Origin of the sequence: Arthrobacter sp. MP_M4, from assembly GCF_035984855.1 — a bacterium.
Classification (GTDB): domain Bacteria; phylum Actinomycetota; class Actinomycetes; order Actinomycetales; family Micrococcaceae; genus Arthrobacter.
Window position 1 is genome coordinate 313949 of record NZ_JAXCHX010000002.1, and the last position, 21637, is coordinate 335585.

The window sequence follows — 21637 nt, forward strand, 5'->3', positions numbered from 1 at the left end:
TCGCGCCGTTGAACGCAGCATCCCGACCGTTGAGCGACGCAGGGCACGGGGGTGCTGGAATGTACGCCGCATCACGGGAGACAGTGATTGCAGTCACACTGGCCGGAGGACTGTTAGGAGCAGGCCCGGGCAGCCGGTGTGGACTCAAATCTCTCAATGAGGAGGAACGATGGGTCACGAAGCCCAAAATACGGACGCCACGGCGGCCGTGGACTTCAAGGAAGTCCAGTCGACGCCGCGGTTCCAGGAACTGCGCAAACGTCACCGCAGCTTTGTCTTTCCGATGGCCATTGCATTCCTGCTCTGGTACTTCGCCTATGTCCTGCTGGCCGACTACGCAGTGGGATTCATGTCCACCAAGGTCTGGGGCAACATCAACATCGGCCTGATCATGGGCCTGGCCCAGTTCGTGACCACGTTCGCCATCACCGGGTGGTACGTCAGTTACTCGAATCGCCGGCTCGACCCGATCGCCGCAGAAATCCGCCACGAAATTGAGGGCCACGAATTCGATAAGCACGGCAACCAGATCACCGGGGTAGAAAAATGACGCTTATGGTTCCCGCAGTCAACGTCGCGGATCTCAAGGACACCACGCTGCTGAACATGGGCATCTTTGCCCTGTTCGTGGCGATCACGATGGTCATCGTGGTCAAGGCAAGCAAGAACAACAAGACGGCCGCCGACTACTACGCCGCCGGACGGTCCTTCACCGGATCCCAGAACGGCACCGCGATCGCAGGCGACTACCTCTCGGCGGCCTCATTCCTGGGGATCACCGGCGCCATCGCCATCAACGGCTACGACGGCTTTATGTACTCCATCGGCTTCCTGGTCGCCTGGCTCGTCGCCCTGCTGCTCGTGGCCGAATTGCTCCGCAACACCGGCAAGTTCACGATGGCCGATGTCCTCTCCTTCCGGCTCAAGCAGCGGCCCGTGCGCATCGCGGCGGCCATCTCCACCCTCGTGGTCTGCTTCTTCTACCTCCTGGCCCAGATGGCCGGGGCCGGCACCCTGATCTCCCTGCTCCTGGGCATCAGCGACTGGGGCGGACAGGCGCTGGTCATCGTCGTCGTCGGCGCCCTGATGATCATGTATGTACTGATCGGCGGCATGAAGGGCACCACCTGGGTCCAGATCATCAAGGCCGTGCTCCTGATTGCCGGTGCGGCTGTGATGACCCTGTGGGTCCTCGCCATCTACGGCTTCAACCTCTCCGCACTGCTCGGCGGCGCGGTGGAAACCTCGGGCAACCAGAACCTCCTGAACCCGGGCCTGCAGTACGGCAAGACTGAAACCTCCAAGATCGACTTCATGTCCCTGGCCCTGGCCCTCGTGCTGGGCACCGCGGCCCTGCCCCACGTACTGATGCGCTTCTACACGGTTCCGACCGCCAAGGAAGCCCGCAAGTCCGTGGTCTGGTCCATCTGGCTGATCGGTGTGTTCTACCTGTTCACCCTGGTGCTGGGCTTCGGCGCGGCGGCGCTGGTGGGCGCGGACACCATCAAGGCCGCTCCGGGCGGCGTCAACTCCGCCGCACCGCTGCTGGCCTTCCACCTCGGTGGCCCGCTGCTGCTCGGCTTCATCTCGGCCGTGGCCTTCGCCACCATCCTGGCAGTCGTCGCCGGACTCACGATCACCGCGGCGGCATCGTTTGCCCACGACATCTATGCCAGCGTCATTGCCAAGGGCAAGGCCGACGCCGCCACCGAGGTCAAGGTGGCGCGGCGCACCGTGGTGGTCATCGGCCTGCTGGCCATTGTCGGCGGCATCTTCGCCAACGGCCAGAACGTGGCGTTCCTCGTGGCTTTGGCCTTCGCGGTCGCAGCCTCGGCCAACCTGCCGACGATCCTGTACTCGCTGTTCTGGCGCAAGTTCACCACCCAGGGTGCCATCTGGAGCATGTACGGCGGCCTGGGCTCGGCAATTATCCTGATCGCTCTGTCCCCGGTGGTTTCCGGTGCCAAGACCTCGATGATCCCGGGCGCCAACTTCGCGATCTTCCCGCTCAGCAACCCCGGCATCGTCTCCATTCCGCTCGCGTTCGCCCTGGGCTGGCTCGGATCGGTGCTGGATAAGAAGCTGGAAGACACCACCAAACAGGCCGAAATGGAAGTCCGCTCCCTTACGGGTGTGGGCGCCGAGAAAGCCACCGAACACTAACCCCCGTTTACCGGCGGTTGCCGCCGGCTGCGTGTCTGCCGGCGGCAACCGCCGGCAGACAGGCACAAGCCCCCGTGCACAAGCGCGGGGGCTTTTGTCATGTGCTCACTCGGCCGAGCCACGTTCCAGCAGGGGCTGGACCCGGAACGGAATCATCTCCCGCATGGCCAGGGCGGTATCGGTCCGGTCCACGCCGTCGCAGGCCAGGATCTTGCCGTTGATCCGGAACAGGTCCTCGGCGTCGAGCGCCACTACCCGGAGCAGCAGGTCCGCCGAGCCGGTGAGTCCGTACCCTTCCAGGATCTCCGGAATGTCCGCCAGTTCTCCCGCCAGTTTGGCGAGCTTCTGCTGCTGGACGTGCACGGAAATAAAGGCCATCAGCGGATAGCCCAACGACGCAGGATTGATGCGGCGTTCAAAGGAGAGGAAGACGTGCTTTTTCTCCAGCTGCGCCATCCTGGCCTGCACGGTGTTCCGCGACAACCCCAGCTTCTGCGCCAGCGCCACCACGGTCCGCCGGGGGTCCCGCGCCATGGCCGAAAGCAGGCGGGTGTCGGTGCCATCCAAGGGTTGCATAATGCGCAAGATTAGCACGGTCAAAAGGCGCCGCCGGGTGCACAATGCTCAATTTAATCCCGGGTGGTTGTACCCAATGAGTCTTGTGAGTAGGGTCACAACTATCCGGGGCAACGGCGCCCGGGCGGCTGGCGCGCAACGGGATCACGAGTCCTGCAGACGCCGGTCAGACGACGTCAGAAGGTGCGGACAACTGTGTTTACCGACGACGCGGGCAAGGGCGGCATTTCCGCCGGGGGCCCCGGGAACAGTGCAGAATCAAACAGGCGGTCGGGCGGGGATCTCGTCCAACTCATCACCCCCGGGGGTGAGCGCGTCAGCCATCCGGAGTTTGACCCGTGGGTGCAGGACGTCAGCGACGAACAGCTCGGCGCCCTCTACGAGGACATGGAGGTCATCCGCCGGATCGACGCCGAGGCCACCGCCCTGCAGCGGCAGGGAGAGCTGGCGCTCTGGCCACCGCTCCTGGGCCAGGAAGCCTCCCAGATCGGTTCCGCCCGGGCCCTCCGCGACGACGACTTCGTCTTCCCGAGCTACCGCGACAATGGCGTCGCCTACTGCCGCGGCGTCAATCCGGAAGACATCGTCAAAGCCTGGCGGGGCAACGCGCTGGCCGGCTGGGATCCCTACACGGTCAATGTCGCCACGCAGCAGATCATCATCGGCGCCCAGACCCTGCACGCCACCGGCTATGCCATGGGTATCCAGAACGACGGCGCCGACTCGGTCGCTGTGGCCTACTTCGGCGATGGTGCCACGAGCGAGGGCGATGTCAACGAGGCCCTGGTATTCGCTGCCAGCTTCCAGTCCCCGGTGGTCTTCTTCTGCCAGAACAACCACTGGGCCATCTCCGAGCCCGTCCGGCTGCAGTCCCACATCCAGATCGCGGACCGCGCGGCAGGCTTCGGGATCCCCAGCATGCGGGTGGACGGCAACGACGTCCTGGCCGTGATGGCTGCAACCCGCATCGCCACGGACCGCGCCCGCCACGGCGGCGGCCCCACCTTCATCGAGGCCGTCACCTACCGGATGGGCCCGCACACGACGGCGGATGACCCCACGAAGTACCGGGACGCCAATGAGCTTGAGGACTGGGCCGCCAAAGATCCCATCGCGCGCCTGAAGTCGCTGCTCGAGCGCAAGGGACTCCTCACGGACGAACTTGAGGCCGCCGTCGCCGCCAAGGCCGACGCCGTCGCCAAGGCCTTGCGGGCCGGGACCATCAACATGCCCGACCCGCGGCCGCTGGATATCTTCCAGAACGTCTACAGCACGCCCAGTTCCACGCTGGACCGCCAGCAGGACCACTACTCCCGCTATCTGGCTTCTTTCGGTGATCCCGCAGAAGCCGCTTCTGAAGAAGGTGCACGCTGATGACACAGATGACCTTTGCCCGAGCCATCAATTCGGGCCTGCGCAAGTCCCTGGAAAACGATTCCAAAGTCATCCTCATGGGTGAGGACATCGGCGCCCTCGGCGGCGTTTTCCGGGTCACCGACGGTCTGCAAAAGGACTTCGGCAAACACCGGGTGGTGGACACCCCGCTCGCCGAGTCCGGCATCCTGGGAACCGCCGTCGGACTGGCCTACCGCGGCTACCGCCCGGTAGTCGAGATCCAGTTTGACGGGTTCATTTACCCGGCCTTCGACCAGATTGTCAGCCAGGTCGCCAAAATGCACTACCGCACCCAGGGTGCGGTCAAGATGCCCATCACCATCCGCGTGCCCTTCGGCGGCGGCATCGGTTCCCCGGAGCACCACTCCGAATCACCCGAGGCGTACTTCACCCACACCTCGGGCCTGCGGGTGATTTCCGTGTCCAATCCGCAGGACGCCCACACCATGATCCAGCAAGCCATCGCCTCGGATGATCCGGTGCTCTACTTCGAACCCAAGCGCCGCTACCACGACAAAGGCGAGGTGGACGAGGCGCTGGACCTCGGCGCCGCCTTGTCGATGGAGAAGGCCCGCGTCGTCACCGAAGGCACGGATGTCACGCTGGTGGCCTACGGCCCGCTCGTCAAGACAGCCAAGGACGCCGCCCTCGCCGCGGCCGACGAGGGTATCTCCATCGAGGTCATTGACCTGCGCTCACTCGCCCCGCTGGACTTCGCAACCCTTGAGGCCTCCGTCCGGAAGACCGGCCGGCTGGTCATCACCCACGAAGCCTCCCAGACCGGCGGCATCGGAGCGGAAGTTGCCGCGGGCATTACTGAGCGCTGCTTCTTCCACCTCGAGGCGGCCCCCGTCCGGGTGACCGGTTTCGATGTTCCGTACCCGTACTCGAAGCTTGAAATGCACCACCTCCCGGGCCTGGACCGGATCCTGGACGGCGTGGACCGCGCCCTGGGCCGCCCCAACTCCCTGAGCGGGCTGGAAGGATGACCGCCACCATGATCAAGGAATTCAGGTTGCCGGACCTCGGTGAAGGTCTCACTGAATCGGAAATCGTCGCATGGAAGGTCGCGGTCGGGGATACCGTCGCGCTCAACCAGATCATCGCGGAAGTCGAAACCGCGAAGGCCGTCGTCGAGCTTCCCTCGCCGTTCGCCGGCGTCATCACAGCGCTGCACGAACAGCCCGGCACCGTGGTGGAGGTAGGCAAACCGATTGTCTCCTTCGAAGTGGAGGGCGAGGACGCCGGTGCTGCGCGCGGTCCGGGCGCCGCCGGAGGTGGGGGAGCAGACGCGCCCGCCAAGCGTGAACCAAACCTCGTCGGCTACGGCGCCGTGCTGGAAGGCTCCGGCCGCCCGGCCCGGCGCGCCCGCAGCTTCTCCGCCCCCGCGGCGCCGGCAGCGCCGGCTCCTGTGGCGCTCGCGGCAGCGCCAGGCCCCGTCGTGGAGTCCGATCCGGTCATCGAACCGGTCGGGCCCGTACCTTCTGCCGCGGAACGCCCCCGGTCCACGCCGCCGGTGCGCAAGCTCGCCAAGGATCTCGGCGTCGAACTGGCGTCCGTCACCGGCACCGGGGAGTTCGGTCTCATCACCCGCGAGGACGTCCGCAACTTCGTCGGCGGAGGAGACCTGCCGGTGGCATCACGGGATCTGGCCGGAATGTCCGCAAACGGGCACGCGCCCGGGGACCGGGAGACCCGGACGCCGATCAAGGGTGTCCGGAAATTCACCGCAGCCGCCATGGTCTCCAGCGCTTTTACCGCTCCGCACGTCACGGAGTTCCTCACCATCGACGTCACCCCGACCATGGAACTGCTGGCGAAGCTCAAGGCCAGCCGGGCCTTCGCCGGCTACAAACTCACGCCGCTTACCCTGGTGTCCAAGGCCGTCCTCATCGCGCTGAAGAACCACCCCACGCTCAACACCCGGTGGGATGAGGCGAGGCAGGAAATTGTCCAGTACAACTACGTGAACCTTGGTATCGCCGCGGCCACCCCCCGCGGGCTGACCGTGCCCAACATCAAGGACGCCCACCGGATGTCCCTGCTGGAGATCTCGACAGCGCTGACCGAACTGACGGACACAGCGCGGGCCGGCAAGACCGCCCCGGCTGATCTTTCCGGCGGAACGATCTCCATCACGAACATCGGTGTCTTCGGCATCGATGCCGGCACTCCCATCCTCAACCCGGGGGAAGCAGCCATCCTGGCGCTCGGCGCGGTGCGGAAGATGCCGTGGGAGTACCGGGACGAGGTGGCGCTGCGCCAGGTTATGACCCTCAGCCTCTCCTTTGACCACCGGCTGGTGGACGGCGAGCAGGGGTCCCGGTTCCTGCAGGATCTCGGCGCCATGCTGTCTGATCCGGGCATGGCACTGGCCATGGTCTAGCACCGCGTTGCACAACTGCCGGTCGCCTGTTCGGGGTGGCCGGCAGTTCTCTTGGCCGGCAGTTCTCTTGTGCGGCAGGGCCGGATGGTCGAGGCCTGGGCGCGCCGGGCCGGGCCGGTGGGGTTCGGGGGAGCGGTCAGCCGGGCTGGTCAGCCGAGGCCGGTGCCATCAAGGCGGCCAGCGCCATGCTTTGCAGCAGCGGCCGGGCGCGCTTGACCGCGATCCGGCGCCCGTGGCTGCGCACCGAATGCGGGGTGGAGTTGATCAGGCCGAAGGTGGCGTGGGCGCGCATCCTGAGCTCGGCTGCTTCGGTATCCGGGTGCAGGCCGGCCAGGACGTCGACCCAAAGCTCCACGTAGTTCCTTTGCAGGGTGCGGACCTCGGCCTGGTCCTCGTCGGCGAGGTTGCTGAAGTCCTGGTCCTGCACCCGGATAACGTCAGGGTTGCTGAGCGCGAAGTCGACGTGGAAGGAGACCAGCCGGCGCAGGGCGACGGCGGCGCCGTCGGAATCCGCGACAACGCGCCGGCCGCCGTCGAGCAGCTTTTGGCTGACACTCAACAGCAGCGCCCCCAGTACCGCCTGCTTGCCGGCGAAGTGCCGGTAGACCGCCGGGCCGCTGACCCCCGCTGCCGCACCGAGGTCTTCCAACGACACCCGGTTGAAGCCGTCGACGGCGAACAGGGCGGCGGCCGAGGACAGCAGCGCCTGGCGCCGGATCTCTTTAGCCTGGCTGCGCTGGGTGGCCGCAGGCAGGGATGCGGCAGGTTCGGTGGTCCCGCTCGTCCTGCTGGGTTCGGTCACCGGCACGCCCTTCACTCGAAAACCCCATCATATGCGCCGCCCTGTGTTGGACATCACAGTTAATAGAGACTAACCTAAATCTCAGTTATGCGGTACTAACCGACTTGGCCGGAACGGCTGCGGGACAAGCCGACGGTATGCAGGTGCGAGAACGGAAAGCAGTCAATGGAGACAATCGCCAGCCAGGTGGACGCCACGAGCGCCGCTTTCGCTACGAACCGTGAAGCCCAGTTGGGGCTGGCCCGGGAGCTGCAGGAACGCCTGGCCGCGGCAGCCCTGGGCGGGCCCGAAAAGTCCCGCGAACGCCATGTGGCCCGCGGCAAGCTGCTGCCCCGCGAACGCATCGACAGGCTGCTCGATGACGGCAGCCCCTTCCTGGAAATCGCCCCGCTGGCGGCCAACGGCATGTATAACGACGACTCGCCCGGCGCCGGCGTTATTGCCGGAATCGGGCTGGTCCATGGCCGCCAGGTTCTGGTCATCTCCAACGACGCCACGGTCAAGGGCGGCACCTACTATCCGATGACGGTGAAGAAGCACCTGCGGGCGCAGGAGATAGCGCTGGAGAACCGGTTGCCGTGCGTCTATCTGGTGGATTCGGGCGGGGCGTTCCTGCCCAAGCAGGACGAGGTCTTCCCGGACAAGGAGCACTTCGGCCGGATCTTCTTCAACCAGGCAAAAATGTCCGCGGCGCGGATCCCGCAGATCGCCTCCGTGATGGGCTCGTGTACCGCCGGCGGGGCCTACGTCCCCGCGATGAGCGATGAGACGGTGATTGTCCGCAACCAGGGCACGATCTTTTTGGGTGGCCCGCCGCTGGTGAAAGCCGCGATTGGCGAGATCGTCACGGCTGAAGAACTCGGCGGCGGCGACGTGCATTCCAAGATCTCCGGCGTCACGGACCACCTGGCCGAGAACGATGAGCATGCCCTCCAAATCGTCCGCGACATCGTCTCCACCTTGCCCGGCCCGGCAGCCCCTGCCTGGGACATCGACACCGCCGTCGAACCCCGGGCGGACCCGGAGGAGTTGTACGGCGCCGTCCCCACCGACGTCAACGCCCAGTACGATGTCCGCGAAGTCATCGCACGGCTCGTGGACGGCAGCCGCTTCCACGAATTCAAGAAGCACTACGGCACCACCCTCGTCACCGGTTTCGCGAAGCTGCACGGCCACCCGGTCGGCATCGTCGCGAACAACGGGGTGCTCTTCAGCGAATCCTCGCTCAAGGGCGCGCACTTCATCGAACTCTGCGACCAGCGCGGCATCCCGCTGATCTTCCTGCAGAACCTCTCCGGCTTCATGGTGGGCAAGGACTACGAGCAGGGCGGCATCGCCAAGAACGGCGCCAAGATGGTCACCGCCGTCGCCACCGCCCGCGTCCCCAAGCTGACCGTCGTGATCGGCGGGTCCTTCGGCGCCGGCAACTATTCCATGTGCGGGCGGGCCTACTCGCCGCGGTTCCTGTGGATGTGGCCGGCGTCCCGGATCTCGGTGATGGGCGGCAACCAGGCCTCCGGCGTGCTCGCCACGGTGAAGCGGGACCAGTACGAGGCCCGCGGCGAGGAGTGGTCCGCCGTGGAGGAGGAGGCATTCAAGGCCCCGATCAAGGCCCAGTACGAGGACCAGGGCAGCCCCTACTACTCCACCGCCCGCCTCTGGGACGACGGCATCATCGACCCCGCGGACACCCGCACCGTCCTGGGACTGGCGCTCGACGTCGTCTCCCGCACCCCGCTGCCGGAGACCTCCTTCGGCCTTTTCCGGATGTGAGCCAGAAGTGACAAATTCCTCACCGACTGCACCCTCCCCGACGCCGCAGGGTGCCAGGGCGCTCTTCGGCACCGTGCTCGTCGCCAACCGGGGTGAGATCGCCTGCCGGGTGATCGGTACCCTGCGCGCACTGGGCATCCGGTCCGTCGCCGTCTATTCCGACGCCGACGCCGGCGCCCGGCACGTCCGCGAGGCCGACGTCGCCGTCCGCATCGGTCCGGCCGCGGCGGCGGAAAGCTACTTGAAGACCGAGGCGATCCTCCAGGCCTGCCGCGACACCGGCGCCGAGGCCGTCCACCCCGGTTACGGCTTTCTGAGTGAGAACGTGGATTTCGCCCGGGCGCTGGAAAAAGCGGGCATCACGTTCATCGGCCCCGGCATCGAATCCCTCAACGTCATGGGCGACAAGATCCGCTCCAAAAACCACGTCACCGGCTACGGCGTCCCGGTGGTCCCGGGCATCGCCGAACCGGGTATGACGGACACGCAGCTGGTCGAGGCAGCGGCCGGCGTCGGGTTCCCGCTGCTCATCAAGCCCTCCGCCGGCGGCGGCGGCAAGGGCATGCACATCGTTGAACGGCCGGAGGACCTCGAGGCGACGCTGGCGACCGCCCGCCGGGTCGCGGCCAGCGCCTTCGGCGACGACACCTTGTTCCTGGAACGCCTCGTCAGCACGCCGCGGCACATTGAGGTCCAGGTCCTCGCCGACAACCACGGCAACGTCATCCACCTCGGCGAGCGTGAATGCTCACTGCAGCGCCGCCACCAGAAGGTCATCGAGGAAGCGCCGTCCCCGCTGCTGGAAGCACTGCCCGACGGGTCGGAAATCCGCGCCCGCCTCGGCGAGGCAGCCTGCCAGGCCGCCCGCAGCGTCAACTACAGCGGCGCCGGCACCGTGGAATTCCTGGTCTCCGACGACGCCCCGGGCGAATTTTTCTTCATGGAGATGAACACCCGCCTGCAGGTCGAGCATCCTGTCACCGAGATGGTCACCGGAATCGACCTCGTCGAGTGGCAGGTCCGGATTGCCGCCGGTGAGGAACTCACCGTTCGCCAGAGCGACGTCGAACTCACCGGCCACTCGGTCGAGGCGCGCGTCTATGCCGAGGTCCCGGAGAAGAACTTCCTGCCCTCGGGCGGCAAGGTGGTACTCCTCGATGAACGGGGCACCATCTTCAGTGCGCTGGATGATCCGGACGCCGTCACCCCGGCCCCGGCCGACCCGGACATCCGGATCGATTCTTCCCTCCTGGCGGGCCTGGAAATCTCCAGCGACTACGACCCCATGGTCGCCAAGGTCATCGCCTGGGGTCCGGACCGCGCGGCTGCCCTGGATAAGCTCGACACGGCCCTGGCCCGTTACACGGCGCTGGGCATCGAAACCAACGTCGAGTACCTGCGCCTGCTGATCAACGACTCCGATGTCCGGGCCGGACGTTTAGACACCGGCCTGATCGAGCGGAAGATGCCGGACTTTACCTTCCGCCGCGCGGGCGACGCCGAGCTCATTGCCGCGGCGATCCCGTTCTGGGTCCTGGCGGAGGGCCCGGCGACGCTCGGATCCCCCTGGGACACCACCACCGGCTGGCGGCTGGGCGCACCGGCGGCATGGACCATGAGTTTTGGTATGCCGGGCGGGGGACTGGCCACCGTGGCGCTTACCTGGCTGGATAACCCGGACCTCGACCACGCCACCGTCCGGGTCAACAACGGGCCGGTGCACGAGGTGTTGGTGCTGGGGCTCTCCAGCGACGGCGTCTCCTTGGGCGTTGACGGTGCGGAACTCCGGTTCGCTCAAGGCGCCGTCTGGGAGGACTACCCGCCGGAGGGAAATCCGCAGTACATCCATATCGGCAACGAAGGCTGGTCCTGCCGGTTGGAGCCTCTCGACCGCGAGGCCCGGCTGGAACGAGTGCTGGCCGCCGTCGAACGCGAAGAAGGGGCCGCGGACCCAGCAGTACGCTCGCCGATGCCCGGCACTGTGGTGTCCGTCTCGGTCAGCAACGGCGATCCCGTGGAGGCCGGGCAGGTGCTGCTTTCGGTGGAGGCCATGAAGATGGAACACCAGCTCGTCGCGCCGCTGGCCGGAACCGTGCATATCAGCATCAACTCCGGAGACCTCGTGAAGGCAGACCAGGTCCTCGCCACCATCCACCCCGCGGTTCCGGCCACGCCGCCCCCGGCGGACAGCGCGGCCGAGGACGCCACGGAGGAAGCCGTTCCCGCCTTGGGCGAGGCGGACTAGCAACCCACAACTTCAGCACCCGACCCAGCCCGACACAGATCGTCGGACAGCAGCAAAGACAAAGGAGTCACCCCATGACAGATTTCGAACTCAGCGAGGAATACCAGGTCCTCAGCGACACCGTCCGCGAATTCGCCGACGAAGTAGTGGCCCCGGTTTCTGCCAAACACGACGAGGAGCACAGCTTCCCCTACGGGGTGGTGTCCCAGATGGCCGACATGGGCCTCTTCGGGCTGCCGTTCCCGGAGGAATTCGGCGGCATGGGCGGGGACTACTTCGCCCTGGCCCTTGCGCTGGAACAGCTCGGCCGGGTGGACCAGTCCGTCGCCATCACCCTGGAGGCAGGCGTCTCGCTCGGTGCGATGCCGATCCACCGCTTCGGCAACGAGGCGCAGAAGCAGGAATGGCTGCCGCTGCTGGCCTCCGGCAAGGCGCTCGCCGGCTTCGGCCTGACCGAACCGGAAGCCGGCTCGGACGCAGGCGGTACCAAAACCACGGCGAAGCTCGGCGGCGGCGAGTGGGTCATCAACGGCAACAAGGAATTCATCACGAACTCCGGCACCGACATCACCAGGTTGGTCACCGTCACCGCGGTGACCGGCCAGCAGGAGCGTCCGGACGGCAGCATTAAAAAGGAGATCTCCACCATCCTGGTGCCCACCGACACCCCGGGCTTCAAGGCGGAGAAGGCCTACAACAAGGTCGGCTGGAATGCCTCGGACACCCACCCCCTGACGCTGAACAACGTCCACGTCCCCGAGGAGAATCTGCTCGGGGCCCAGGGCCGGGGCTATGCCAACTTCCTGTCCATCCTCGACGAGGGCCGGATCGCGATCGCGGCGCTGGCCGTCGGCGCGGCCCAGGGCTGCGTGGACCAGTCGGTGAAATACGCCAAGGAGCGCAGCGCGTTCGGGCAGAACATCGGCAAGTACCAGGCCATTGCCTTCAAGATTGCCCGGATGGAAGCACGGGCCCACACCGCCCGGCTGGCGTACTACGACGCGGCCGCCCGGATGCTTGCCGGCAAGCCGTTCAAGACGCAGGCGGCCATCGCTAAGATGGTCGCAGGCGAGGCAGCCATGGACAACGCGCGGGATGCCACCCAGGTGTTCGGCGGCTATGGCTTCATCAACGAATTCACCGTGGCGCGCCACTACCGCGACTCCAAGATCCTTGAAGTCGGTGAGGGCACCACAGAGGTCCAGTTGATGCTGATCGCCCGCGAACTGGGGCTCTGACCTGCCTGCTGGCCGGAACCGTCGAGGGAAGGAACACCGATGATCAACAAAGTTGTTGCCAGCGCCGCGGAGGCCGTCGCGGACATTCCCGACGGCGCCTCCCTCGCCGTCGGCGGTTTCGGGCTGTGCGGAATTCCGGTCGCCCTCATCGACGCCCTGCACCATAGCGGCGCCACGGACCTGGAAACTGTGAGCAACAACTGCGGAGTTGATGACTGGGGGCTCGGAATCCTGCTCCAGGACGGCAGGATCCGCCGCACCATCAGCTCCTACGTGGGGGAGAACAAGGAATTCGCCCGGCAGTACCTTGCCGGCGAACTTGAAGTGGTCCTCACTCCGCAAGGCACGCTGGCGGAGAAGCTGCGCGCCGGAGGCGCCGGCATCCCCGCTTTCTACACGCCGGCCGGCGTTGGGACCCAGGTCTCCGACGGCGGCCTGCCGCAGAAGTACGACGCCGGTGGAAACGTGGCGATTGCCTCCGCGGCCAAGGAGGTGCGCAGCTTCAACGGCGCCGACTATGTCCTTGAGGAATCGCTTACCCCGGACTTCGGGCTCGTGCACGCCTGGAAGGGCGACCGGCACGGCAACCTCGTCTTCCACGCCACCGCAATGAATTTCAACCCGCTGTGTGCCATGGCCGGCAGAATCACCATCGCCGAGGTTGAGGAACTAGTGGAGCCCGGGGAGCTTGACCCGGAGCACGTCCACGTCCCCGGGATCTTTGTCCAGCGCGTGGTCCTCGCGCCGCAGGCGGAGAAGCGCATCGAAAAGCGCACCACCTCCAGCACCACCGAGCAGTCAGGAGCCTAGGCCATGGAATCCAACAGCCCGCAGGGTGCCCCGCCCCGTCCCGAAGCGGTCCGCCACGAATACCGGCCCGCCGCCGTCGAGCATCCCGCCGGTAGCGAAAGCAAGGGCTGGACGCGGAACGAACTGGCCGCCAGGGTGGCCAGGGAACTGCGCAACGGGCAATACGTCAACCTCGGCATCGGCATGCCCACCCTGATCCCCAACTACATCCCCGCCGGCGTCGAAGTGGTCCTGCACTCCGAAAACGGCATCCTTGGCGTCGGTCCGTACCCGACGGAGGACCGCGTCGATCCGGACCTGATCAACGCCGGCAAGGAAACGGTGACGGTCAACCAGGGCGCCGCGTTCTTCGACTCCGCCACGTCCTTCGGCATGATCCGCGGCGGGCATGTGGACGTGGCGGTGCTTGGTGCGATGGAGGTGGCCCAGAACGGTGACCTGGCGAACTGGATGATTCCCGGCAAGATGGTCAAAGGCATGGGCGGCGCCATGGACCTGGTCTTCGGCGCCAAAAAGGTGATCGTGATGATGGAGCACGTGGACCGCAACGGCCGGCCCAAAATCGTGGAGAAATGTACGCTCCCGCTGACAGGCAAAGCCTGCGTGGACCGGATCATCACCGACCTCGCCGTGATCGACGTCGTGACCGACGCCGGGCAGCCGCGGCTGGTGCTGCGTGAACTCGCGCCCAACGTCACAGCCGAGGATGTGGCCGCGGCCACCGGCGCCGAACTTTTCGAGGAAGACCAGGAACTGAGCGTATGACCACCGAACCACTGCGCGCTGCGGAACCGAGAATCGTCGAACAACGCGGTCTGTACTTCGACGAGCTGGAAGAGGATGTGGTCTACGCGCACCGGCCCGGCCGGACCGTGACCGAGGCGGACAACGTCCTCTTCACCACCATGACCATGAACACCCAGGCCCTGCACCTCGACGCCGCCTGGAGTGCGGGCCAGCCGTTCGGGCAGCGTCTCGTGAACTCCATGTTCACGCTCGCGACGGTGGTGGGGCAATCTGTGCCGCAGTTGACCCAGGGAACCATCATCGCCCAGCTGGGACTCACGGACGTGTCCTTTCCGCACCCCATGTACCACGGCGACACCCTGTACACGGAGACTGTGGTGACCGGGAAACGGCTTTCATCTTCCCGCCCGGGCCAGGGAATAGTCACCATGAAGCACACGGGCCGGAACCAGAACGGCGAGGTTGTTGCCCTTGCCACCCGCAGCTGTCTGATGTGGACACGGGAAGCACACGCCGGCGGAGCAAAAGATGCCGCTGAAAAGGGGACAATCGAAGCATGAGCTTCTTGATGGGCCCCGCCCTGCTGTTTTGCCCCGCCGACCGCCCGGAGCGGTACCAGAAAGCATCTGAACGCGCCGACGCAGTGATCGTTGACCTTGAGGACGCCGTCGCGCCGGCGGATAAGCAGCGCGCCCGTGGCGCCCTCCTCGCCCAGCTTGGCGGCACCGGGGACGTGCCCGAGCTGGATCCGAGCCGGACCATCATCCGGATCAATCCCGCGGACACGGACGAATTCGCGAAGGACCTGCACTGCCTCAAGCACACGCCCTACCGGCACGTGATGCTCGCCAAGGCCGAACGCCCTGGCCAGCTCAAGGAGCTGGAGGGCTACAGCGTCCTTGCCCTCTGTGAGACCGCGCTGGGGGTGGTCAATGCTGCCGCCATCGCAGCAGAGCCGAACGTGGTGGGACTCATGTGGGGCGCCGAGGACCTGCTCGCCTCACTTGGCGGCACCTCCAGCAGGACGGACGACGGCGCCTACCGCGCGGTCGCGCTGCACGCCCGGTCCGCGGTGCTGCTGGCCGCCCGGGCCTTCGGCAAGGAGGCAGTCGACTCCGTCTACGTCAACATCCCCGACCTGGAAGGACTCGCTGTCGAGTCCCGCGACGCTGTCGCCTCCGGGTTCGGTTCGAAGGCCTGCATCCACCCGAACCAGGTGGCCGTGGTCCGCGCTGCCTACGCGCCGTCCGATGCGGAGGTTGCGGCCGCCGCCGAACTCCTTGCGGCCGCCGCAGCCGCCGGCAACGGTGTTTTCCAGTTCAACGGCAAGATGATCGATGGGCCCATCCTTAAGCACGCCGAATCCACGCTCCGCAGAGCGGGGCGCTAGCCGGCCTCTGCGCGTTACCCGGGTAGCGGCGGCAGGGGCCTCTCCTGCGGGTGACCGGGGACCGGAATGGTTCGTTGTGGGAGCCGGAGGAACTGGGCCGTCATCGGTTCGCCACGACTGGCCGCTTTGGCGGGCCCGATAGCGGCCGTCTGCGTCAAATGGGTGGTTCGAGCCCGCGACCGGGGTTGTCAGGGGAAGCTAGGCGCGCGGGACGTCATCGGTTCGCCACGACTGGCCGCTTTGGCGGGCCTGATAGCGGCCGTCTGCGTCAAATGGGTACCGGGTGCGGTCGGAATTCGCGCCCACCCGCATCACTCCGAGGTTCGAGCATGTCGATCGCAGCCCCAAGAGCGGGCATGTCCCGTGACCGGCCCCAGGAGTGGGCATGTCCCGTGGCCGACCCCAGGAGTGGGCATGTCCCGTGGCCGACCCCAGAAGGGGGCATGCCCCGTGGCCGACCCGAAAAATGGGCATGCTCAGCGTTTCCAGAGGTACCTGTTCTCGGGCCGCCCTGCCGCACCATAGCGGGGCGTGAGGCGGGCGAAGCCGTGGACCACGAGGTACTCGAGGTAGCGCCGCGCGCTGACCCGCGAGAGTCCGGGCTGCAGGGCCATCCCGGCGGCGGAGACGTCGTCGGGGCTGGATTGGAGTGCCTCGATGACCGCGTCCAGTGTGGGCCGGGACAACCCCTTCGGCAGTCTTGCCGGGGATCCCGCGAGAGACCCCGTGCCGGGGTCCGCGGTGACCGCCCGGCGTGAGGGCGCCACGAGCCGGTCAATACTCTCCTGATCCAGCGGTCCGGCAGCCCCGCCTGCAGCGAGTTCCCGGCGCAGAAGCAGATACTCGTCGAGCCGTTCGTTCAATGCCTGGGAGGTGAAGGGCTTCACCAGGTAGTGCAGGACGCCGCCGGCCATTGCGCGCCGGACCGTGTCCAGCTCCCTCGACGCCGTGATGACCAGCACGTCGAGGGCCTGCCGGCGGCCGCGAAGATTCTGGAGCACATCCAGGCCGGACATATCAGGAAGGTGGATATCCAGCAGTACCAGCTCCGGCCGCAGCTCCGAGGCCAGGTCGAGGCCCTGCTGCCCGGTGTGGGCCAGGCTGACGACGTCGAAGCCGCCGCGGGCCAACAGGAACCCTGAATGAATTCCGGCGACTGCCACGTCATCGTCGATGATGAGGGTGCGTATGGCGCTCATTGTTGTTGTAGTTCCGCCTCTTTTGTCCTGAGTTTTACGGTAAAGCAGGCCCCGCCCAACACGGAGGAGGTCACCGCCGCGCCGCCGCCCCGGCGCCGGGCCACGCGCTGGACCAGTGCCAGGCCGAAGCCGCGGCTGTTGATTCCCTCGGCCCGTTTGGTGGTGACGCCGGCTTCGAACACAGCGCTGCGCTCTGGCTCGGGAACGCCAGGACCGTTGTCCTCGACCGTGATGGTGCATCCGCCGTCGGGGTCCTCATCAAGCCGGACGGCGACCGTGCTGTCATAGCCCGCGGCGTCCACAGCGTTGTCAAGGAGATTCCCCAGCACCGTGATGACATCGCCAGTCCCGTCCGGGGTGCACGCCGACGCCGGATCCACCACGATCTCCACGCCGCGCTCGGCGCAGACAGTGGATTTGGCGATCAGCAGGGCCCGGACGCCGTGGTCTGTGATTCCTGCCGCCAAGGGGCGGTTGACGAAGGCTGCGTCACTGTGGCTGCGGCCCAGGTACTCCACGGCCTTGGCCTGCTCGCCAAGCTCCAGGAGACCCGAGATCACGTGCAGTTTGTTGGCGAACTCGTGGGCCTGGGCCCGCAGCGCCTGGGTCACGTCCAGCGCCCCGTCGCGGTCCCGGAGGATGGTGTGCAGTTCAGTGCGGTCGCGAAGAATGAGCACCTTTCCCACTTCCCGGCCATCCACCGTAGCGGTGTTTACTTTGCCCAGGAGGATCCGTTCCCCGGAAAGCACCAGTTCCTCGGTTACTGACCCCGCGGTGAGCATCCGGCGGATCCCGGGCTCCAGGCAGTCCCCGGCCAGCTGCCCGGTGATCTCTTCGCCCACATCGAGCAGCCGGCGGGCTTCGTCGTTTACCAGCGCCACCTTCCCCTCGGCGTCGACTGCTACGAGCCCTTCGCCCAGCCCGTGCAGCATGGCGTCGCGGGTCTCAAGCAGGGCTGCGATGTCCTCCGGCTCCAGTTTGTAAATCCGGCGCCACACCAGCTTCGAGATATACATCGCCCCGAGGGAGCCGAGCAGCGCCGCTCCGAGGAGCCAGCCGAACAGTTGCGGCAGGTCCTCGTACAGGTCCTGCGCCAGGGTGCTTTCCAGCACACCCACCGAGGCCGAACCGATCACGGCACCGGCGGCGTCGAAGATAGGCACCTTGACTCGCCACGACTCACCCAGGGTCCCGGTCTGGGTACCGACATAGATTTCGCCGGAGAGAGGCACGGAAGGATCGGTGGAAACCGGCTTACCGATTTCAGCGGGGTTGGGGTGCGACTGACGGACCCCGTGGCGGTCCGTCACCACCACGTAAGTGACATTCGAGGCCTGCCGGATGACTTCGGCGATGGGCTGAATCACATGCGCCGGTTCCGGTGTCCCGAAGGCATTGACCACCGAGGGCAGCCGGGCCACGCTCTCAGCCACACCGATCAGCCTGCCCTTGTATGCGTCCCTGAGTTGCTGTTCCTGCATCCGGATGGTCACGGCCCCCACCGCGGTCAGCACAGCCAGCACGATGGCGAGCTGCAGCGCCACGAGCTGAAAGCGGAGGGGAATCCTGTGAACCATGTCACAAGCTTCCCATTTCCGCCCCCGACCCGAGGCCCGAAATCGCGCCCCGGCCCGTGACCAATATGACCACTACTACCTCTACGGCCAAATCCTGTCCCCCGACCCTAAGCGCTCCTACTCTCAGGGAAGTGATTCCGATGACGTGCATCACATTTCTACAAGGAGAAGCCATGACCTCCCACTTCGATTCCATCCGGCCCGGCACCACCGGCTGGTCCAGCATCACCCGCAGGACCGCTCTCACCGCCGGAGCGGCCGGCGTTGTCCTTGCCTTGTCGGCATGTGCCGGCGGCGCCAGCGGCGCGGCAACGGGCCAAAGCGCGGGCGCCGACCCGATCAAGAAGCTGAGTATCATCGTCCCCGCCAACCCCGGCGGCGGCTGGGACCAGACCGGCCGCGCCATCCAGGCGGACCTGCAGTCCAACAAACTCGTCAGCTCCGCCCAGGTCAGCAACATCGGCGGCGGCGGCGGCACCAACGGCCTCGCCAAGCTGGCCACCGAAAAGGACGCCAACACCCTCATGGTGATGGGCTATGTCATGGTGGGCGCCGTGGAAACCAACGCCGCCAAGACCCGGTTGGAGGACACCACCCCCATTGCGCGTCTCACCGAGGAGCCCCTGGTCCTGGTTGTCCCGGCGTCGTCCAAGTACCAGTCCGTCCAGGACCTGGTGGCGGACATCAAGGATAACGGCAAGGGTGTCGCGATCACGGGTGGTTCCGCCGGCGGCGCGGACCACATCCTGGCCGGCCAGATCCTCAAGTCCCAGGGCATCGCCTCCGAGAAGCTGAACTACATCGGGTACTCCGGCGGCGGCGAATCCATCGCCGCGCTGCTCGGCAACAAGGTCCAGGCCGGCATTTCCGGGGTGGGGGAGTACGCCGAGCAGGTCAAGGCCGGCAAGGTCCGGGCGCTCGCTGTCTCCGGTACGTCCGAGGCCCCGGCCTTGCCGGGTGTCAAGCCGCTCAAAGACCAGGGCATCGACGTCGTGCTGACCAACTGGCGCGGTGTGGTTGCCCCGGGTTCCATCGATGACGCCCAGAAAGCAAAGCTCACCGAGGTCGTCACCAAACTGCACGGCACCGAAGCCTGGAAGTCCACGCTGGCTAAGAACAACTGGGACGACGCCTTCCTCGCCGGCGACGAGTTCAAGACCTTCCTCACCGAGGACATCACCAAGGTCAAGACCACCCTGACCGAGATCGGCCTGGTCAAGTAACAATGTCCGTTCAAGTCAGCACGCCCGCCAAGCGGCCCACGGGGGAGATTCTCTTCGCCCTGGTGTTCGTGAGCGTGGGCGCAGCGGGCCTCCTGGCGGCGGGGTCCATTCCGGTCCCGCCGTCCGAGACCGGCATCGGCCCCCGGGCCTTCCCCTACATCGTGTGCAGCATGCTCGTGCTCATCGGCACGGGCATCGTCGCTCAGGTGTTCCGCGGCAAGGTTGGCGAGGCGGAGGAGAGCGAAGACCTCGACGCCACCGCCACAACCGACTGGACCGCCTTGGCCAAGCTCGTCGGCTTTGTGGTCCTCCACATCTTCCTGATCGAACCGGCAGGATGGCCTGTGGCTGCGGCGGTGCTGTTCAGCGGGTCGGCCTGGTCTTTGGAGGCGAAGCCGCTGTGGAAGGCAGTCATCATTTCGGTGGTGCTGGCGCTCGTACTGCAGTACGTCTTCGGCGGGTTGCTCGGCGTATCCCTGCCGCCGGGACCCCTGCTCGAGGGGGTGCCGTTCTTCCATGGATAGTTTTCTGATGCTCCTGGAGGGCTTCTCGACGGCGCTGCAGCCGGTTTACCTGCTCTACGCCCTTGGCGGCGTCTTCGTCGGCACTGCCGTCGGGGTGCTTCCCGGCATCGGCCCGGCCATGACGGTCGCGCTGCTGATGCCCATCACCTATGCGCTGGATCCCGCGGCAGCCCTGATCGTCTTTGCTGGCATCTACTACGGTGGCATGTACGGCGGGTCCACCACCTCCATCCTGCTCAACACCCCTGGCGAGTCGTCCTCGATCGTCACCGCGCTGGAGGGCAACAAGATGGCCAAGGCCGGCCGTGGTGCGGCAGCACTCGCGACGGCGGCGATCGGTTCGTTTGTCGCTGGCACTATCGCGACGGTGCTGCTGTCCTTCCTGGCGCCCGTGGTGGCCGAACTGGCCGTCGGCCTCGGTCCCGTGGACTATGTAGCCCTGATGGTGGTGGCGTTCCTGACCGTCGGCGCGCTGCTGGGCGCCTCGGTGTTGCGCGGTCTCGCCTCGCTGGCGCTCGGATTGTTCATCGGCATGATCGGCATCGATGACAGCACCGCGCAACAGCGTTTCACCTTCGACAATCCCACGTTGGTGGACGGGATCGACATGGTCCTCGTCGCCGTAGGCCTCTTCGCCCTCGGTGAGGCGCTGTACGTGGCATCGAAGCTGCGGCACGGCCCCGTTGAGGTCATTCCGGTCAGCAAGGGTAAGAACGGCTGGCTGTCCAAGGAGGACTGGAAACGGTCCTGGAAGCCATGGCTGCGGGGCACTTTCATCGGGTTCCCGATTGGCACGGTCCCGGCCGGTGGCGCAGACGTCTCCACCTTCCTGTCCTACGCCGCGGAACGGAAACTGGCCAAAGGCGCGCACAAGGCGCAGTTCGGCAAGGGTGCCATCGAGGGGGTCGCAGGGCCGGAAGCTGCGAACAACGCCGCGGCTGCCGGCGTCCTGGTCCCGCTGCTCACGCTCGGAATTCCCACGACGGCGACCGCGGCCATGATGCTCACCGCGTTCCAGCGCTACCAGATCCAACCCGGACCGTTGCTGTTCGAGAACCAAGGCGCCCTGGTGTGGACTTTGATCGCCTCGCTGTACGTGGGCAACCTGATGCTGCTGGTGCTGAACCTGCCGCTGGTGGGCCTCTGGGTGAAGATCCTGCAAATTCCCCGGCCCTACCTGTACGCGGGTATCCTGGTGTTCGCTGCGCTGGGGGCCTTCTCGGTCAACTTCGCCGCCGCCGACGTCGGGATTCTTTTGGTGGTCGGCATCCTGGGCTACTTCATGCGCCGTTACGGCTATCCCGTGGCGCCCATGGTGGTGGCCATGATCCTCGGACCGATGTTCGAGGTCCAGCTGCGGCGCTCCTTGCAGCTCTCCCAAAACGATCCCACGGCGCTGTTCTCCTCGCCCTTCGCGGTGGTGGTGTACGTTTCCATGGCCTTGATCTTCGTCGGCTCCTGGTGGCTTCGCCGCCGCCAGGCCTCGCTGGAGGCTGCACCGGTGAAAAACGAGGTGTCCGTCTAGGCGGACCGTCCGAAGGCGCCGCACCGATGGCCGGAATGGAGACCCATTCCGGCCATCGGCGTCA

Annotated in this window: 19 protein-coding genes; 15 read left to right on the forward strand and 4 right to left on the reverse strand. The window is 66.3% G+C overall.

Features of this window, described 5'->3' with window-relative positions; genetic code table 11:
• The first annotated feature begins 169 nt into the window (after nucleotides 1-169).
• Entirely contained in the window at nucleotides 170-550 is a 381-nt protein-coding gene (locus tag RCH15_RS03865; RefSeq protein ID WP_326958206.1) for a DUF485 domain-containing protein, read from the forward strand.
• Nucleotides 547-2163: a solute symporter family protein gene (locus tag RCH15_RS03870; RefSeq protein ID WP_326958208.1), complete on the forward strand. Its 1617-nt coding sequence runs from the start codon at nucleotides 547-549 to the stop codon at nucleotides 2161-2163. Before RCH15_RS03865 ends, RCH15_RS03870 begins: the two co-directional genes overlap by 4 nt.
• Nucleotides 2164-2268: 105 nt before the next feature.
• On the opposite strand, the gene RCH15_RS03875 is transcribed toward RCH15_RS03870, so the two are convergent.
• Complete coding sequence (locus RCH15_RS03875) at nucleotides 2269-2739, reverse strand: Lrp/AsnC family transcriptional regulator (protein ID WP_326958210.1); 471 nt, start codon at nucleotides 2737-2739, stop codon at nucleotides 2269-2271.
• Nucleotides 2740-2934: 195 nt separating this feature from the next.
• Here RCH15_RS03875 and pdhA point away from each other — a divergent pair, with 195 nt between their 5' ends.
• From pdhA to RCH15_RS03890, 3 genes are read left to right on the forward strand one after another with little or no spacing between them, the layout of a single operon-like run.
• On the forward strand, nucleotides 2935-4113 hold the full coding sequence (gene pdhA / locus RCH15_RS03880; RefSeq protein ID WP_326958212.1) for a pyruvate dehydrogenase (acetyl-transferring) E1 component subunit alpha: 1179 nt from the start codon (nucleotides 2935-2937) through the stop codon (nucleotides 4111-4113).
• Nucleotides 4113-5123 carry an alpha-ketoacid dehydrogenase subunit beta gene (locus RCH15_RS03885; protein WP_326958215.1) on the forward strand — a complete coding sequence of 337 codons (1011 nt, stop codon included), beginning with the start codon at nucleotides 4113-4115 and terminating at the stop codon, nucleotides 5121-5123. The genes pdhA and RCH15_RS03885 overlap by 1 nt, the downstream gene beginning before the upstream one ends.
• Nucleotides 5120-6520 carry a dihydrolipoamide acetyltransferase family protein gene (locus RCH15_RS03890; RefSeq protein WP_326958217.1) on the forward strand — a complete coding sequence of 467 codons (1401 nt, stop codon included), beginning with the start codon at nucleotides 5120-5122 and terminating at the stop codon, nucleotides 6518-6520. Before RCH15_RS03885 ends, RCH15_RS03890 begins: the two co-directional genes overlap by 4 nt.
• Before the next feature lie 136 nt (nucleotides 6521-6656).
• Here RCH15_RS03890 and RCH15_RS03895 read toward each other — a convergent pair whose 3' ends face one another.
• Nucleotides 6657-7322, reverse strand: coding sequence for an SACE_7040 family transcriptional regulator (locus RCH15_RS03895; RefSeq protein WP_326958219.1), 666 nt, complete (start codon nucleotides 7320-7322; stop codon nucleotides 6657-6659).
• Nucleotides 7323-7487: 165 nt separating this feature from the next.
• Between RCH15_RS03895 and RCH15_RS03900 the strand changes: the two genes are divergently transcribed.
• The 7 genes from RCH15_RS03900 to RCH15_RS03930 all read left to right on the forward strand — a co-directional run bounded on the left by RCH15_RS03900 (nucleotide 7488) and on the right by RCH15_RS03930 (nucleotide 15525).
• Complete coding sequence (locus RCH15_RS03900; protein WP_326958222.1) at nucleotides 7488-9095, forward strand: carboxyl transferase domain-containing protein; 1608 nt, start codon at nucleotides 7488-7490, stop codon at nucleotides 9093-9095.
• Nucleotides 9096-9102: 7 nt separating this feature from the next.
• The gene (locus tag RCH15_RS03905; RefSeq protein ID WP_326958224.1) at nucleotides 9103-11340 is read left to right on the forward strand and encodes an acetyl/propionyl/methylcrotonyl-CoA carboxylase subunit alpha; all 2238 of its coding nucleotides are present in this window, start codon (nucleotides 9103-9105) and stop codon (nucleotides 11338-11340) included.
• 74 nt (nucleotides 11341-11414) lie between these two features.
• Entirely contained in the window at nucleotides 11415-12578 is a 1164-nt protein-coding gene (locus RCH15_RS03910) for an acyl-CoA dehydrogenase family protein (protein WP_326958226.1), read from the forward strand.
• Between the two features lie 39 nt (nucleotides 12579-12617).
• Nucleotides 12618-13388 (forward strand): CoA transferase subunit A, encoded by a 771-nt coding sequence (locus RCH15_RS03915; RefSeq protein WP_326958228.1) that lies wholly within the window; start codon nucleotides 12618-12620, stop codon nucleotides 13386-13388.
• Between the two features lie 3 nt (nucleotides 13389-13391).
• Entirely contained in the window at nucleotides 13392-14153 is a 762-nt protein-coding gene (locus RCH15_RS03920) for a CoA transferase subunit B (protein ID WP_326958230.1), read from the forward strand.
• Nucleotides 14150-14695: a MaoC family dehydratase gene (locus tag RCH15_RS03925; RefSeq protein ID WP_326958232.1), complete on the forward strand. Its 546-nt coding sequence runs from the start codon at nucleotides 14150-14152 to the stop codon at nucleotides 14693-14695. Before RCH15_RS03920 ends, RCH15_RS03925 begins: the two co-directional genes overlap by 4 nt.
• A complete protein-coding gene (locus RCH15_RS03930) occupies nucleotides 14692-15525 on the forward strand; it encodes an HpcH/HpaI aldolase/citrate lyase family protein (protein ID WP_326958234.1) in 834 nt (277 codons plus the stop codon). Before RCH15_RS03925 ends, RCH15_RS03930 begins: the two co-directional genes overlap by 4 nt.
• A 476-nt stretch (nucleotides 15526-16001) precedes the next feature.
• Here RCH15_RS03930 and RCH15_RS03935 read toward each other — a convergent pair whose 3' ends face one another.
• Both RCH15_RS03935 and RCH15_RS03940 read right to left on the reverse strand, forming a co-directional pair.
• Nucleotides 16002-16724: a response regulator gene (locus tag RCH15_RS03935; RefSeq protein WP_326958236.1), complete on the reverse strand. Its 723-nt coding sequence runs from the start codon at nucleotides 16722-16724 to the stop codon at nucleotides 16002-16004.
• Nucleotides 16721-18301, reverse strand: a complete 1581-nt coding sequence (locus RCH15_RS03940; RefSeq protein WP_326958238.1) for a sensor histidine kinase — start codon at nucleotides 18299-18301, stop codon at nucleotides 16721-16723. The genes RCH15_RS03935 and RCH15_RS03940 overlap by 4 nt, the downstream gene beginning before the upstream one ends.
• 173 nt (nucleotides 18302-18474) lie before the next feature.
• On the opposite strand from RCH15_RS03940, the gene RCH15_RS03945 reads away from it, so the two are divergent.
• From RCH15_RS03945 to RCH15_RS03955, 3 genes are read left to right on the forward strand one after another with little or no spacing between them, the layout of a single operon-like run.
• A complete protein-coding gene (locus RCH15_RS03945) occupies nucleotides 18475-19524 on the forward strand; it encodes a Bug family tripartite tricarboxylate transporter substrate binding protein (protein WP_326958240.1) in 1050 nt (349 codons plus the stop codon).
• Between the two features lie 2 nt (nucleotides 19525-19526).
• Nucleotides 19527-20048, forward strand: coding sequence for a tripartite tricarboxylate transporter TctB family protein (locus tag RCH15_RS03950; protein ID WP_326958242.1), 522 nt, complete (start codon nucleotides 19527-19529; stop codon nucleotides 20046-20048).
• The gene (locus tag RCH15_RS03955; protein WP_326958244.1) at nucleotides 20041-21573 is read left to right on the forward strand and encodes a tripartite tricarboxylate transporter permease; all 1533 of its coding nucleotides are present in this window, start codon (nucleotides 20041-20043) and stop codon (nucleotides 21571-21573) included. Before RCH15_RS03950 ends, RCH15_RS03955 begins: the two co-directional genes overlap by 8 nt.
• Nucleotides 21574-21637: the final 64 nt, after the last annotated feature.